12 protein-coding genes and 1 tRNA gene are annotated in these 15,404 nt (G+C 69.3%); 11 read left to right on the top strand and 2 right to left on the bottom strand.

Annotation, left to right across the window (positions count from 1 at the left end):
- Positions 1-50 precede the first annotated feature (50 nt).
- A complete protein-coding gene (locus SCMU_RS15020; RefSeq protein ID WP_229229915.1) occupies positions 51-1,289 on the bottom strand; it encodes an IS110 family RNA-guided transposase in 1,239 nt (412 codons plus the stop codon).
- A 390-nt stretch (positions 1,290-1,679) separates the two neighbouring features.
- Positions 1,680-2,885 carry a pyridoxal phosphate-dependent aminotransferase gene (locus SCMU_RS15015; protein ID WP_229229914.1) on the bottom strand — a complete coding sequence of 402 codons (1,206 nt, stop codon included), beginning with the start codon at positions 2,883-2,885 and terminating at the stop codon, positions 1,680-1,682.
- Positions 2,886-3,135: 250 nt separating this feature from the next.
- Here SCMU_RS15015 and SCMU_RS15010 point away from each other — a divergent pair.
- The 11 genes from SCMU_RS15010 (at position 3,136) to narI (ending at position 15,399) form a co-directional block, all read left to right on the top strand.
- Positions 3,136-3,208, top strand: a tRNA-Trp gene (locus SCMU_RS15010).
- A 101-nt stretch (positions 3,209-3,309) separates the two neighbouring features.
- Positions 3,310-3,570, top strand: a complete 261-nt coding sequence (gene secE, locus SCMU_RS15005; RefSeq protein WP_229229913.1) for a preprotein translocase subunit SecE — start codon at positions 3,310-3,312, stop codon at positions 3,568-3,570.
- A gap of 113 nt (positions 3,571-3,683) precedes the next feature.
- Positions 3,684-4,619 carry a transcription termination/antitermination protein NusG gene (gene nusG / locus SCMU_RS15000; RefSeq protein WP_443020155.1) on the top strand — a complete coding sequence of 312 codons (936 nt, stop codon included), beginning with the start codon at positions 3,684-3,686 and terminating at the stop codon, positions 4,617-4,619.
- Positions 4,620-4,784: 165 nt separating this feature from the next.
- Positions 4,785-5,216 carry a 50S ribosomal protein L11 gene (gene rplK / locus SCMU_RS14995; protein ID WP_077490622.1) on the top strand — a complete coding sequence of 144 codons (432 nt, stop codon included), beginning with the start codon at positions 4,785-4,787 and terminating at the stop codon, positions 5,214-5,216.
- Between the two features lie 145 nt (positions 5,217-5,361).
- Positions 5,362-6,069 carry a 50S ribosomal protein L1 gene (gene rplA / locus SCMU_RS14990; protein WP_229229912.1) on the top strand — a complete coding sequence of 236 codons (708 nt, stop codon included), beginning with the start codon at positions 5,362-5,364 and terminating at the stop codon, positions 6,067-6,069.
- Between the two features lie 113 nt (positions 6,070-6,182).
- Positions 6,183-7,313, top strand: a complete 1,131-nt coding sequence (locus tag SCMU_RS14985; protein WP_229229911.1) for a GNAT family N-acetyltransferase — start codon at positions 6,183-6,185, stop codon at positions 7,311-7,313.
- A complete protein-coding gene (locus SCMU_RS14980) occupies positions 7,310-8,443 on the top strand; it encodes a hypothetical protein (RefSeq protein ID WP_229229910.1) in 1,134 nt (377 codons plus the stop codon). The genes SCMU_RS14985 and SCMU_RS14980 overlap by 4 nt, the downstream gene beginning before the upstream one ends.
- A gap of 85 nt (positions 8,444-8,528) precedes the next feature.
- The gene (locus SCMU_RS14975; protein WP_229229909.1) at positions 8,529-12,260 is read left to right on the top strand and encodes a nitrate reductase subunit alpha; all 3,732 of its coding nucleotides are present in this window, start codon (positions 8,529-8,531) and stop codon (positions 12,258-12,260) included.
- A gap of 37 nt (positions 12,261-12,297) precedes the next feature.
- Entirely contained in the window at positions 12,298-13,980 is a 1,683-nt protein-coding gene (narH, locus tag SCMU_RS14970; protein ID WP_229229908.1) for a nitrate reductase subunit beta, read from the top strand.
- Positions 13,970-14,644 (top strand): nitrate reductase molybdenum cofactor assembly chaperone, encoded by a 675-nt coding sequence (gene narJ, locus SCMU_RS14965; RefSeq protein ID WP_229229907.1) that lies wholly within the window; start codon positions 13,970-13,972, stop codon positions 14,642-14,644. Before narH ends, narJ begins: the two co-directional genes overlap by 11 nt.
- A complete protein-coding gene (gene narI, locus SCMU_RS14960) occupies positions 14,644-15,399 on the top strand; it encodes a respiratory nitrate reductase subunit gamma (RefSeq protein WP_229229906.1) in 756 nt (251 codons plus the stop codon). Before narJ ends, narI begins: the two co-directional genes overlap by 1 nt.
- The last annotated feature ends 5 nt before the right edge of the window (positions 15,400-15,404 follow it).

Genomic DNA, 15,404 nt, shown 5'->3' with positions numbered 1-15,404 from the left:
CTGGGGGTCACCTTCTGACGCGAAGGTTCCGGTGGGGTGTGCTCGTTGGGTTATGAGGCGTGGTCGAGGGTGACGTTGTATCCGAGGGCCTGTAGCTGGTGGATGGCGCGGTTCTTGGCGCGGTCGGGGTGGTTGCGGGTGTAGTAGTCGGGGCCGGGGTCCTGGTAGAGGGTGCCGGTGGTGCCCATGTGCCAGATTGTGACCAGGAGCGTGTGCTCGAGTGCGACGATGGCCCTCATCGGGCCGCGGCGGGCGGCGATGCGGCGGTATTTGGCGTGGAGGTAGGTGCCGGGGTGGTTCGCGCAGACCATGGCGAAGATGCCCAGGGCTCCCAGGAGGTAGGGGTTGCCGGGGCGGGTGCGGGAGGACTTGACCCTGCCGGCGGATTCGTTGTTCCCCGGGGCGGTGCCGGCCCAGGAGGCCAGGTGCTCGGCGGTGGGGAAGCGGGACATGTCCGCGCCGGTCTCGGCGACGATGACGTCGGCGATCGTGGTGCTGATCCCCGGGATGGTGGTGATCAGGTCGTGGAAGCCGCGAAAGGGCTCCATGAGCGCCTCGATCTGTGCGGTGAGGGTCTCGATCGCGGCGGTGTGCTGGTCGATCAGGTCCAGGTGGATCCGGGCCAGGAAGGCGTGGTGGGCGGTGAACCGGCCGGTCAGGGCCTCGGTCAGGGCTGGGATCTTGGGCCTGAGGCTGGTCCTGGCCAGCTCCGCCATGGCCCCGGGGTCGGTGTTTCCGGTGATCAGGGCCTCGAGCATGGCCCGCCCGGAGACCCCGAGGATGTCCGTGGCGACGGAGGAGAGCTTGATCCCGGCGTCCTCCAGGAGCTTCTCCAGTCGCTGGGCCTCCCGGGCCCGGTCGCGGGTGATCGCGGTGCGGGTCCGGGTCAGGTCGCGCAGCTGGCGGATCGGGGCCGGGGGGACGAGCGAGGCCCGCACGAGCCCGTGCGCGCCGAGCTGGGCCAGCCAGGTCGCGTCGGCGACGTCGGTCTTCCTTCCCGGGACGTTCTTCACCTGCCGGGCGTTGACCAGCATGACCTCGACCCCGGGCAGGTCCTCGAGGAGGTAGTAGAACGGCTTCCAGTAGTCGCTGGTGGCCTCCATGACCACGCACGTGACCTGCTGCTGGGCGAGGTGTTCGCGCAGGGCCAGGATCTGACCGGTCATGGAGGACCATGTCGTGACCGTCTCGACGGCCTTGGCGCGGCCCGTCCCGGCGATGCGGACGCAGACCTTCGCGTCCCGCTTGGAGATGTCGATTCCCGCGCACCGGGGATGGAGGAGTTCCATCGCCTGGCTCCTTTCCGATCGGAATGGCGTCCGCCGCGGGGAGGGCAGGAGAGATTCGGAAGTCTGACGCTCGGGCTCAAAGGCACCAATCCACGGTTCCCGCGGAGGCCCTCCGCCACCATGCTGGAGGACAGGCTCACCGGCACCACAGAAGGTTCGGGGTCGACCGCGACGGACACCCCCAGCATCCATCCCGCACACACACGGCGCAACCACCGGCCACGCACGAACCTTCGCGCACCACGGTGCGCCCCGCAGGCGGCGCCCCCATGCTGGGGGGCAGCTTCTGGAGGTCACCTTCTGCGGGTCGCTCTTGGCGCACGACGGCGAAGGCTCACCTCCCGCGGGAGGCGAGCCTTCGCCGTCGTGCGCCACAGGAGCTCGGGTGCCCTACTTCGCGGCCGCGAGGAGCTCCTGGATGCGGCCGACGCCCTCGGCGAGGTCGTCGTCGCCGAGCGCGTAGGAGAGCCGCACGTACCCGCTCGGGCCGAACGCCTCGCCCGGGACGATCGCCACCTCGACCTTGTCCAGGATGAGCGCGGCGAGTTCGGCCGAGGTGGCCGGGCGGACCCCGGCGACCTCCTTGCCGAGGATCCCGCGCACGTCCGGGTAGACGTAGAACGCGCCCTTGGGCGTGGGGCAGTTGACTCCCTCGATCTCGGAGAGCATCTTCACCATGGTCTGGCGGCGGCGGTCGAACGCGACCTTCATCTCCTCCACCGCGTCGAGCGGGCCGGAGACCGCGGCGAGGGCGGCCATCTGAGAGACGTTGGCAACGTTGGACGTCGCGTGGGACTGGAGGTTCGTGGCGGCCTTGATGACGTCCGCGGGACCGATCATCCAGCCCACCCGCCAGCCGGTCATCGCGTACGTCTTGGCCACGCCGTTGAGGATCACGACCCTGTCTCCGAGCTCCGGGGCGGCGGTCGCGATCGAGGTGAAGGGCACGCCGTCGTACGTGAGGTGCTCGTAGATCTCGTCGGTCACGACCCACAGGCCCTTGGACGCGGCCCACTGGCCGATCTCCTTGGTCTGCTCGGGCGAGTACACGGCGCCGGTGGGGTTGGACGGCGAGACGAACAGGAGGATCTTGGTGCGCTCGGTGAGTGCGGCCTCGAGCTGGTCGACCGTGACGAGGTAGCCCTGCTCCGGGCCCGCGAAGACCTCGACCGGGACGCCGCCCGCGAGGCGGATCGCCTCGGGGTACGTGGTCCAGTAGGGGGTCGGGAGGAGGACCTCGTCGCCCGGGTCCAGGAGTGTGGCGAAGGTGTTGTAGACGGCCTGCTTGCCGCCGTTCGTCACGAGGACCTGGGACGCCGCGGCCTCGTAGCCGGAGTCGCGCTTGGTCTTCGCGGCGATCGCCTCCTTGAGCTCCGGGAGGCCGCCGGCGGGGGAGTACCGGTGGAAGCGCGGCTGGCGGGCGGCTGCGATGGCCGCCTCCACGATGTAGTCCGGGGTCGGGAAGTCCGGCTCGCCGGCGCCGAAGCCGATCACGGGCCGGCCCGCGGCCTTGAGCGCCTTCGCCTTCGCGTCGACGGCCAGGGTGGCGGACTCTGCGATGGATCCGATGCGCTGGGACACGCGGGCGGAGGTCATGGGGCATTCCCTTCGTTGTGGTCTTCGAGCGTGGGCCTGACTCGTGCTACCTACTCTAGGCGCTCGAGGCCCCCCGGACCCGGCCCGCGGGGCGTCGGTTCGACGTCCGCGCGGAATATGCGTAAACTTGATCCTCGGCGCCGGATCCCGCGAGTGGTTCTGTCCTGCCGGGTCCCGATGGCACAAGCCGCTGTGGATCCTTGGTAAGGTAGTCCACGGTGAATCGGCGTGTCAGGTGGTTTGCCACCGAAGGGCAGTGGCGCAATTGGTAGCGCAGCGGTCTCCAAAACCGCAGGTTGCAGGTTCGAGTCCTGTCTGCCCTGCGCAGGAACCAGCCCGGAACGCGTTCCGGGCTTTTCCAGCACCCACAGAACGGATCCGGCGGGGAAGTCCTGCGGGAAGTAGCGAGTGAGCGAGGAATCGGTTGACCGAGACGGCTTCAAGCAGTTCGGGCCGCCCCAAGCAGGCCAGGAAGCTTGGCTTCTTCGGCCGGATCGCACTCTTCGTCCGGCAGGTGATCGGCGAGCTCCGCAAGGTCGTCACGCCGACCCGGCAGGAGCTCCTGAACTACACGCTCGTGGTGCTGGGGTTCGTCGTCGTCATGATGGCGGTCGTGTTCGTCCTCGACTTCCTCTTCGGGACCGGCGTTGGCTGGGTCTTCGGCGGGACGTCCACGTCGAACTAGGACTGGTCCGCAGACCGTGGCCCGCGCCGGGAGACCGGGGCCGGGACAGGGTGTGCGGATAAGCCATTTAAGAACGCAAGCGAGTAAGACGTACGAGGAAAGCAGGAGACTAAGTGTCTGAGCACGAGCTCGAGGATCGCGGGAACGAGCACGAGGAGTCGGCGTTCGAGCCTGCCTTCTCCGACGTCGCCGCTGCCCCCGCTGCGCCTGCCGTTCCCCTCGACAAGGAAGACGTCGATCAGGCAATCGCCGATTCCGCAGAGGCGGAGCCCGAGGACGAGGCGGCGCACGACGACGAGCCCTCCGTGGGTGCGGACGTCGCCGATGAGGACCTTGGCGATGAGGACCTCGGCGCAGACGAGGGTGCGCCCGCCGAGGCCGGTGCTGAGGAGGTGGCCGAGCCCGCCGAGGCGATCGACCCGGCCGAGGCTGCGGCGAAGGCCGCGGAGGACTTCCGCGCAAAGCTGCGCCGGCAGCCGGGCGACTGGTACGTGATCCACTCCTACGCCGGCTACGAGAACCGCGTGAAGGCCAACCTCGAGACCCGCATCCAGACGCTGGACATGGAAGACTACATCTTCGAGATCCAGGTCCCGATGGAGGAAGTCGTCGAGATCAAGAACGCCCAGCGCAAGGTCGTCAACCGGGTCCGCATCCCGGGCTACGTGCTCGTGCGCATGGACCTCACGGACGCCTCATGGGGCGCCGTCCGCCACACCCCCGGTGTCACGGGCTTCGTGGGCAACGCCCACAACCCCGTTCCGCTGACCCTGGACGAGGTCTTCTCGATGCTCGCCCCGGTGTTCGAGGCCGAGCAGGCCGCCGAGGCGAAGGCAGCCGGCAGGGCGGGCCAGAAGGCCCAGGCCGCCCCGGTCGCGGTCGACTTCGAGGTCGGCGAGTCCGTGATCGTCAAGGAGGGCCCGTTCGAGACCCTTCCGGCCACGATCTCGGAGATCAAGCCGGAGTCGCAGACCCTCGTGGTGCTCGTCTCGATCTTCGAGCGCGAGACGCCCGTAACGCTCGCGTTCAACCAGGTCTCGAAGATCTAGCGAGGCGCCCAGCGGCGCACAGCCTGCGGTGCCCACAACTGAAGACTTCGCCCCGGGTCCGGACGCCTTCCGCCCCCGGGGCGGCAGACTGCCTGGCCAGGGCAGTCATCACCTGGGCGGCGCTCCTGCTGCTCCAGGAAACGCAAGGAAGAAAAGGACCCTACATTGGCTCCCAAGAAGAAGGTCACCGGCCTCATCAAGCTGCAGATTCAGGCAGGCGCCGCCAACCCGGCCCCGCCGATCGGTCCTGCGCTCGGTCAGCACGGTGTCAACATCATGGAGTTCTGCAAGGCGTACAACGCCGCGACGGAATCCCAGCGTGGCAACGTCATCCCCGTCGAGATCACGGTCTACGAGGATCGTTCCTTCACCTTCATCACGAAGACCCCGCCGGCCGCTGAGCTGATCAAGAAGGCTGCGGGCGTGCAGAAGGGCTCGGCCACGCCGCACACCGTCAAGGTCGCCAAGCTCACCGACGCCCAGGTCGAGGAGATCGCCAAGACCAAGCTCGAGGACCTCAACGCCAACGACGTCGAGGCCGCGAAGAAGATCATCGCCGGTACTGCCCGCAGCATGGGCATCACCGTCGAGGGCTGAGCAACGCACTCGAGGGCTGAGACCACTCACTGAGCGGAGTCTCGACTCCGCTCAACCACCGGGGACCCGCGTCCCACTGAGAAGTACGTGGCAGGGCCGAGCGCGGCCCACATGACCACACCTGCACAAGGAGATCAAGAGCAGCATGGCAAAGCGCAGCAAGGCATACGAGGCAGCGGTCGCGAAGATCGAGGACGGGAAGCTGTACGCTCCGGCCGAGGGCGTCGCCCTCGCCAAGGAGACCAACCCGTCGAAGACGGACGCCACCGTTGAGGTCGCGTTCCGGCTCGGCGTCGACCCCCGCAAGGCGGACCAGATGGTCCGCGGCACGGTCAACCTCCCGCACGGCACGGGCAAGACCGCCCGGGTCGTCGTGTTCGCGACCGGTGACAAGGCCGCCGCGGCCGAGGCCGCCGGCGCCGACGTCGTCGGCTCGGACGACCTGATCGAGCGCATCCAGGGCGGCTGGACGGACTTCGACGCCGCCGTCGCCACCCCGGAGCTCATGGGCAAGGTCGGCCGCCTCGGCAAGATCCTCGGCCCCCGCAACCTCATGCCGAACCCGAAGACCGGCACGGTGACCCCGGACGTCGCGAAGGCGGTCACGGACATCAAGGGCGGCAAGATCGACTTCCGCGTCGACAAGCACTCGAACCTGCACTTCATCATCGGCAAGACCTCGTTCGACGCCCGCCAGCTGGCCGAGAACTACGCGGCTGCGCTCGAAGAGGTGCTCCGCCTGAAGCCGTCGGCTTCCAAGGGCCGCTACATCACCAAGGCGACCGTCGCCACGACGTTCGGCCCGGGCATCCAGCTCGACCCGAACGCGACGAAGGTCATCCTCGAGGGCTGATCGAGCCCACCGGCTGTCCCGAAGGGCCTCTTCCCGCCAAGGGAGGGGGCCCTTCGTCGTCTCCGCGTGCTGTCCGGGCCGCCCGCCGGGTGCGCCTGACTAGACTGGCGCCCATGGACGTCGAGCGGCTGCGCCTGCCTGAGGGGCTGAGCGGCCCGGGTGCCGAGGACTTCCTCGAGTTCTCCGCGCTCACGGATGCCGTGCAGCGGCAGATCTGGGGCCACGAGGACCGCTGCTCGCCGCCGGAGTACCGGTTGCGGGTGTGGCGGGACAGCGCCTACGACTCCACCGCCCTGTTCTTTGTCCGGGACGGCGGGCGCATGGTGGGCCGGGCGGTCTGCCAGGTCCCCCTCAAGGAGGACCAGGACCGGGCGACGGTCCGGGCCGAGGTCCGGCAGGACTGCACCGGCCGCGGGATCGGCCGCCTGCTGCTCGCTGCCGCCACCGAGGAGGCACGACGGCGCGGGCGCACCGTCCTGAACACGTTCACCGAGCATCCGGCGGCAGCCGTGCGAGCGGCCGCGGCGCAGGGACCTGCCGCTCAGCCCGCCGGCGGCGCCCGAGCCGCCGCCCGCGACCAGACCGCCGTCGTGCCCTCCACCGGCACCGGTGCGCTCCCGGCCGCGGACCGCGCCGTGAGGTTCGCGAGGGCCGCGGGCTTCGCGCTCAGCCAGGTGGTGCGCTCGAGCGAGCTGGACCTCGCGGAGCACTGCGGGGCGTGGCCCGCGCTCGAGGCCGCCTCGGCGGAGGCCTCGGGAGACTACGAGCTGCTCACGTGGGAGGGCGTCCCGGCGGAGCATCGCGCGAGCATGGCCGAGCTCTTCGCCCGGATGTCGGTGGACGCGCCGCAGGGGGAGGACCACTACGAGCCGGCAGTGTGGGACGCTGCCCGCGTCGAGGCGCTCGAGAGCATGCTCGCCGCGGCCGGGACGGTGCCGCTCTACGCCGTCGCGCGGCACCGGGACACCGGCCAGTTCGCCGCGTACACGGCCCTGTGGATCCGCCGCGGCAAGGAGGACGTGGGGGACCAGGACGACACGCTCGTGCGGATCGGGCATCGCGGCCACTCGCTCGGGATGCGCGTCAAGCTCGCCAACCTCGCGCAGTACCGTGCTGGGTATCCGGCCGCGCGGAAGGTCATCACGTTCAACGCCGAGGAGAACGCCCACATGCTCGCCATCAATCTCGCCCTCGGGTTCAGGCCGGCGGGGTACGACGGCGAGTGGTACAGAAGGCTCGCATGAGCCGGGACGCGACCGAATCGACCGGGCGCCCGGGGCGCGGGCCGCGCGAAAGGTACCGCGCGCCGTCGTCCGCGACGGCGATCGAGGCGCGCGCCCTCGTCGCTGGGTTCGCCGCCGCCGTCGTCGGCCTCGCCGTCGCGCTTGCGGTCTTCGCGGGCCGCCGCCCGGCGCTCTCCGGCGATCAGGGCGTGGGCGACGTCGCGGCGCTCGTCGCGGGCGCGGCCGGCCTCGCGGCGTTCGCGGTCGCGTATCGGCGTTCATACGCGGACCCGGACCGGAGCTGGCTCGCGGAGCGGCCGCTGTGGCGCCGCATCCTGGGCCTCGTGGCCCTGTCCTTCGCCCACGCCGCGATCGCGTTCATGGTCACGTGGGCGAGCTTCCAGATCTTCCAGCGGGCGTTCACGGGGCTCACGCTCGATGCGTTCGCTGCGGCGCTGCTCACCGCGGTCGCGGCGGCCCTCGCCTCGTTCGGCTCATACCAGTCCGGCTCCCGCATGGACAGTTACTCCCTGTCCAACGTCCTGGCCACGTTCCTTGCGGCAGGGGTCATGACCTCGATGGTCACGACCAACCGGGCCGACTGGTGGGAGGTCAACTTCAGTATCCTCGGCTCCGAGGACTACGGCGTGGCGCTGGCCTTCAACGGCACGCTCATGACGGCGGGCGCGGTGATCGCGCTCCTGGCCGAGTACATGACCCGCGACCTTCACGCGCTCGACCTCCACAGCGCCCGCGCCGGCAGCGGCAGGCCGCCGAGCCGGGAGCGCGCCATCCTCACGTGCCTCGTGCTCGTGGGAGGGTTCCTCGCGGCCACCGGACTCATCCCCGTGGACGTGTTCATGCCGGCGCACAACACCTTGGCCACGTCGATGACCGCGGCCTACACGCTCCTGGTCCTCCGGGCCCCGGCGTGGCTGCCCGGGCTGAGCCGGACGTTCTACGCCGCGGGGTTCGCGATGCTCGGCGCCGCGGTGGTCTCGGTGATGCTGTGGTGGCCGCTCGGATACTACAACATGACGGCGATGGAGCTCGTCGTCGCGGGCGTGATCCTCGCGTGGCTGGTCCTGTTCACGCGGAATGTCGCGGCGGCGCTCGAGGACGCCCGGAGCCTCGGGGATGCGCTCTCCTGAAAACTCGCATAGAAATAGCGCACATTTGTGTGCCCTAGGACGTCGGGCCTTCCCGCGCTGATCACGGCCTCCATAGAGTGTGGCCATGGCAGCTGGACCGAGCAATACGGGACTGGACGGCAGTGCTTCCGACGCGATGCTTGCGATGGGGCGCTTCTTCACGCGGTGGGACGAGACGGAGGACGGCAGGGCGGTGTTCCGCGAGGGCGGCCGCGCCGGGGACGTGTTCTACCGGGACCGGTGGAGCCACGACAAGGTGGTCCGCTCCACCCACGGGGTGAACTGCACGGGCTCGTGCTCGTGGAAGGTGTACGTCAAGGACGGCATCATCACGTGGGAGTCCCAGCAGACCGATTATCCGTCCGTGGGGCCGGACCGGCCCGAGTACGAGCCGCGCGGCTGCCCCCGCGGAGCGGCCTTCTCGTGGTACACCTACTCGCCGACGCGCGTGCGGTACCCATACATCCGCGGCCCGCTGCTTCAGATGTACCGGGAGGCGAAGCACCGCCTCGGGGACCCCGTCGAGGCGTGGGCGGACGTCGTCTCCGATCCCGAGCGCCGCCGGCAGTACCAGCAGGCGCGCGGCAAGGGCGGACTGGTCCGGGCGACCTGGAACGAGGCCATCGAGATCGCCGCGGCGGCCCACGTCCACACGATCAGGAAGTACGGCCCGGACCGCTGCTCCGGCTTCTCCCCGATCCCAGCGATGTCGATTGTGAGCCACTGCGTCGGAACGCGGTTCATCCAGCTCATCGGCGGCGTCATGACGAGCTTCTACGACTGGTACGCGGACCTCCCGGTGGCGAGCCCGCAGGTGTTCGGGGACCAGACGGACGTGCCGGAGTCGGGCGACTGGTGGGACTCGACGTACCTCATGATGTGGGGCTCGAACGTCCCGGTGACCCGGACCCCGGACGCACACTGGATGACGGAGGTGCGCTACCGGGGCACCAAGGTCGTGGTGGTGAGCCCGGACTATGCGGACAACACGAAGTTCGCGGACGAGTGGATGGCCCCGCAGGCGGGCACGGACGCCGCGCTCGCGATGGCCATGGGGCACGTGATGCTCAAGGAGTTCTATCTCGACCGCGAGGTGCCGTTCTTCACGGACTTCGCCAAGCGGTACACGGACCTGCCGTTCCTCATCACCCTCGTCCCCTCGCCCGACGGCGCCGGGCTCGTTCCGGGCAAGTTCCTCACCGCGGCGGACCTGCCGGGTCAGGAGGCCCAGGCGGACGCTGCGTGGAAGACCGTCCTCCTCGACTCGGCCAACGGTGAGCCCGTCGTGCCGAACGGGTCGATCGGCTTCCGCTACAACACGGCCGACGAGGGCCGCTGGAACCTCGACCTCGGTGACGTGGACCCGCTGCTCTCCGCGAACGACGGCGGCGGGGTCGCCCCGCCGTCGCAGGTCGCCGAGGTGCTGCTCCCGTGCTTCGAGGCGGCGGACGGCTCGGGATCCGTCCTGCGCCGCGGCGTGCCCGTGCGCACGGTGGCCGGCAAGACGGTCACCACGGTGTTCGACCTCATGCTGGCCCAGTACGGCGTGTCCCGGCCGGGCCTGCCGGGGGAGTGGCCCTCGGGGTACGACGACGCGACGGTGCCGTACACGCCCGCGTGGCAGGAGGGCATCACCAACGTTCCGATGGCCCAGTGCCTGCGCATCGCGCGGGAGTTCGCCCGCAACGCCGAGGAGTCCAAGGGCCGGTCCATGGTGATCATGGGGGCAGGCATCTGCCAGTGGTTCCACGGCGACGTCACGTACCGCTCGGTGCTCGCGCTCCTGCTCCTGACCGGCTCGATGGGCCGCAACGGCGGGGGGTGGGCGCACTATGTGGGCCAGGAGAAGACGCGCCCGCTCACGGGCTGGGTCTCCCTCGCCAACGGCCTGGACTGGTCGCGCCCGCCGCGGACCATGACCGGCACGTCCTACTGGTACATGCACACCGGCCAGTGGCGCAACGACGGCTACTCCGCGGCATTGCTCGCCTCGCCCCTCGCGGAGGGGAACCTCGAGGGGATGCACACGGCCGACGCGATCGCGCAGTCCGCGAGGCTCGGCTGGATGCCGTTCTACCCGCAGTTCGACCGAAGCCCCCTGGACATCGCGGACGAGGCCCGCGAGGCCGTCCAGGCCGGGGTCGCGGACTCCGAGGCCGCGTACATTGCGGCCCAGCTGAAGTCTGGGACGCTCCGCCCTGCGATCGACGATGTCGACGCCCCCGAGAACTGGCCCCGCACGCTCGTCCTGTGGCGCTCGAACCTCCTCGGCTCCTCGGCAAAGGGCAACGAGTACTTCCTCAAGAACCTCCTCGGCACCCACAACAACGTCATGGGAACCGCACTCGAGTCCGAGATGCCCCGCCCGAGGGACGTGGCGTGGCGCGAGGACACACCGGAGGGCAAGCTCGACCTGCTCATGTCCGCCGATTTCCGGATGACGTCCACGACCCTGCTCTCGGACATCGTGTTCCCAGCCGCGACCTGGTACGAGAAGCACGACCTCTCCTCGACGGACATGCACCCGTACGTGCACGCGTTCAGCCCGGCGATCGACCCGCCGTGGGAGACGAAGACCGACTTCGAGATGTTCCACCTGCTGGCCCAGGAGCTGTCCCGGCAGGCGCGGAAGCACCTCGGGACCCGTCGCGACCTCGTCACGGTGCCGCTCCAGCACGACACCCCGGGCCAGATCGCCCAGCCCGGCGGCGTCGTGCGCGACTGGCGCGACCCGGAAGTGCCGGCGGTGCCGGGCGTGACGATGCCGTCGGTCACGGTCGTGGAGCGGGACTACACCGCGATCGGCGAGAAGATCGCTGCGATCGGACCGCTGGCCCGTGAGAAGGGCTTCACGGTCAAGGGCGTCACGTTCGAGCTAGGGCACGCGCTTGACAGGCTGGCGGGGGCGAACGGCGTGATGTCCAGCGGCGTCGCCGCGGGTATGCCCGCGATCGACACAGACGCCAAGCTCGCCGAAGCGATCCTCACGTTCTCCGGCACCACCAACGGCGAACTCGCGGTGCAGGGCTTCCGACAGCTCGAGAAGCGCACCGGGCGCCATCTGGCCGATCTGGCCGAGGGCTCCGAGGAGAAGGCCATCCGCTTCGCGGACACGCAGGCCGGCCCGGTCCCCGTCATCACCTCGCCGGAGTGGTCCGGCTCTGAGACGGGCGGCCGCCGGTACGCGCCCTTCACCATCAATGTCGAGCGGCTCAAGCCGTGGCACACGCTGACCGGCCGCATGCACTTCTTCCTCGACCACGACTGGATCCGGGACCTCGGCGAGACGCTGCCCATCTACCGTCCGCCGCTGGACATGCATCGGCTGTTCGGCGAGCCCCGCCTCGGGCAGAACGGCATGGAGGTCACGGTCCGGTTCCTCACCCCGCACAGCAAGTGGTCCATCCACTCGGAGTACCAGGACAACCTGCTCATGCTCTCCCTCTCGCGCGGCGGCCCCACCGTGTGGATCAGCGCCGAGGACGCGGCGGCGCTCGATCTGGCGGACAACGACTGGATCGAGTGCGTCAACGCCAACGGCGTGTTCGTGGGCCGTGCGATCGTGAGCCACCGCATGCCGGCCGGCGTCGTATACGTCTACCACGCGCAGGAGCGCACGATCGACGTGCCGAAGTCCGAGGCAACCGGCCGCCGCGGCGGCATCCACAACTCGGCCACGCGGCTCCTGGTCAAGCCCACCCACCTCATCGGCGGCTACGCCCATCTGGCGTATGCGTTCAACTACCTCGGACCGACGGGCAACCAGCGGGACATGGTCTCGACGATCCGCAAGCGCTCCCAGGAGGTCACGTACTGATGGCACCGCTTCTCGAAGAGCAGGGAAAGGCAGCGTCATGAGGGTCATGGCCCAAGTGGGCATGGTGATGAACCTGGACAAGTGCATCGGGTGCCACACGTGCTCGGTCACGTGCAAGCAGGCGTGGACCAATCGGGCCGGGACCGAGTACGTCTGGTTTAACAACGTCGAGACCCGGCCAGGCCAGGGCTATCCCAGGCAGTACGAGGACCAGGAGCGCTGGCGCGGCGGCTGGGAGCTCAACAAGCGCGGCCGGCTGCGGCTCAAGGGCGGCGGGCGCGTCAAGAAGCTCCTCGGGATCTTCGCGAGCCCCGTCCAGCCCGAGCTCAAGGACTACTACGAGCCGTGGACCTACGACTACAAGACGCTCGTCGAGGCGCCCCTCGGCGACGACTTCCCGGTCGCGCGGCCCAAGTCGCTCATCACGGGCGAGGACACGAAGGTCACGTGGAGCGCCAACTGGGACGACGACCTCGGAGGGGCTCCGCAGCAGGGGGAGCTGGACCCGATCGTCGCGAAGCTGCGTGAGCAGCAGAGGGCCGATGCGAACGAGAAGATCAAGTTCGAGTTCGAGCAGACGTTCATGTTCTACCTGCCGCGCATCTGCGAGCACTGCCTCAACCCCTCGTGCATGGCCTCGTGCCCCTCCGGCGCGATCTACAAGCGCGCCGAGGACGGAATAGTGCTCGTGGACCAGGACCGCTGCCGCGGCTGGCGGCAGTGCATCACGGGCTGCCCTTACAAGAAGATGTACTTCAACCACAAGAGCGGCAAGGCAGAGAAGTGCACGTTCTGCTATCCCCGCATCGAGATCGGCCTCCCCACCGTGTGCTCGGAGACGTGCGTGGGGCGCCTGAGGTACCTCGGAATCTTCCTGTACGACGTCGATGCGGTCACCGCAGCCGCGTCGACCCCCGATCCCCAGGACCTGTACAAGGCCCAACTCGACCTCCTGCTGGACCCGTTCGACCCCGAGGTGATCGCGGCGGCCCGTCGCGACGGCATCCCGGAGGACTGGCTGGACGCCGCTCGGCGCTCACCGATCTACAAGCTCGCCAAGGTCTATCAGGTGGCCCTGCCGCTGCACCCCGAGTACCGGACCATGCCGATGGTCTGGTACGTCCCGCCGCTCTCGCCGATCGTGGACCTGCTCTCGAGCCAGGGGCACGACGCCGAGAACGCCGGCACGCTGTTCGGCGCCATCGATTCGCTCCGTATCCCCTCGGAGTACCTTGCGGAGCTGTTCACGGCTGGCGACACCACCATCATCGACGGCGTCCTGAGGCGCCTCGCCGCGATGCGTGCCTACATGCGGGGGATCTCGCTGGGCACTGGCGCCGACGAGTCGATCGCCGAGCGTGTGGGCATGGACGGGCAGACCGTCCAGGAGATGTACCGGCTCATGGCGATCGCGAAGTACAACGAGCGGTACGTCATCCCGAAGGCCCACGTTGAGCAAGCGCACAACCTCGAGGAGATGGGCTGCTCCCTCGACTACGAGGAAGGGCCGGGGATGTACCCCTCGGACGTGTTCGGAGAGGGCAGCGGCAAGCCCGTGCCGGTGGCCGTCGAGACGTTCTACGCGCTCAAGGAACGGCAGACCACGGACGCCGAGACCCAGCCGGGCTCGCTCCGCGGGCGGGTGAACCTGCTCAACTGGGACGGCCGCGGGGCCCCTGAGGGGCTCTTCCCGCCGAAGGGGGACGGCAGTGGCCAGTAGGGGCAAGGAGAGCGAGTCCCACGAGCGGGTGCTGTACGCGGCCGCCGCGGCGCTGCTGGACTACCCGGGCGAGCGCGTCCAAGCGATGCTCCCCACGCTCCGCGGGGCGCTGGCGGAGCTGCCGGGGCCGCTGCCGCGGCTCCTCGAATCGGCTGCGGAACAGCTCGCGCACGACGACGAGCCGGTCGCCTGCCGCCGCTACGTCGACACGTTCGACCTATCCCGGCGCCACGCGCTGCACCTTTCGTACTGGACGGATGGGGACACGCGGCGCCGCGGCGAGGCGCTCGCGGCGTTCAAGCAGCGGTATCGGGACAGCGGCTGGCTCGTGAACCTCGACGGGGAGCTGCCGGACTTCCTGCCCCTCGTCCTCGAGTTCGCGGCGCGCGTCGACTTCGCCGCTGGCCGATCGATCCTCTCCGAGTACCGGGCGAGCCTCGAGCTGCTGCGCATCGAGCTCGCCGCCGACTCCTCGATGTACGCGCCAGTCCTGGAGGCGATCTGCGCGACGCTTCCCGGACCGTCCCCCACCAACCGGGCCGAGGCCATGGCCCTCGCGGGGCCGCCAGTCGAGCAGGTGGGACTGGAGCCGTTCGATCCACGGCTCCTGCCGCTTGCCGAGCACCATGACAGCCCGCGCTACACCACAGGAGGAGTGCGCTGATGGACGTCCTGCTCTGGGGCGTCGCCCCATACCTCATGGTGCTGATCCTGGTCGGGGGGAGCATCTGGCGGTACCGCTATGACCAGTTCGGATGGACCACCCGTTCGTCGCAGCTGTACGAGTCCAGGCTCCTGCGGATCGGCTCTCCGGTGTTCCACTACGGGCTCGTGTTCGTCATCGCAGGCCACTTCGTGGGCCTCGTCATCCCGAAGACGTGGACCGAGGCCGTCGGGGTCACAGAGGGGCTGTACCACGCCCTCGCGCTCTCCGTGGGTCTCATTGCGGGCGTCTCCACCCTGCTGGGAATCGTGCTGCTCATCATCCGGCGCCGCACCACCGGTCCGGTGTTCATGGCCACCACGCGCAACGACAAGGCGATGTACATCTTCCTTGTCGGCGCCATTGCCCTCGGGGTGTGGACCACGCTCGTGAGCGTCACCCAGCCGACCTCGCACGCCTTCGACTATCGCGAGACGGTGAGCCCGTGGTTCCGCTCGCTCTTCGTGTTCCAGCCTGACGTCGCATCGATGGCGGCAGCTCCGTGGGAGTTCCAGCTCCACACCATCGTGGGCATGATCCTGTTCGCTATCTGGCCGTTCACGCGCCTTGTGCACGCCCTCACGGCCCCGTTCCACTACCTGTTCCGCCCGTACATCGTCTACCGCACCCGCGACGAGGGACCGGCCCCCGGTGCCCGCGAGGTCCGCCGCGGCTGGGAGACCACCGGTACCCGTGACCGGGACCGCCGAGGATAGCCCCA

Origin of the sequence: Sinomonas cyclohexanicum, assembly GCF_020886775.1 — a bacterium.
Classification (GTDB): Bacteria; Actinomycetota; Actinomycetes; order Actinomycetales; family Micrococcaceae; genus Sinomonas; species Sinomonas cyclohexanicum.
Note: the sequence above shows the minus strand (reverse complement) of the source record. Positions and strands in the feature narration are given on the sequence as shown.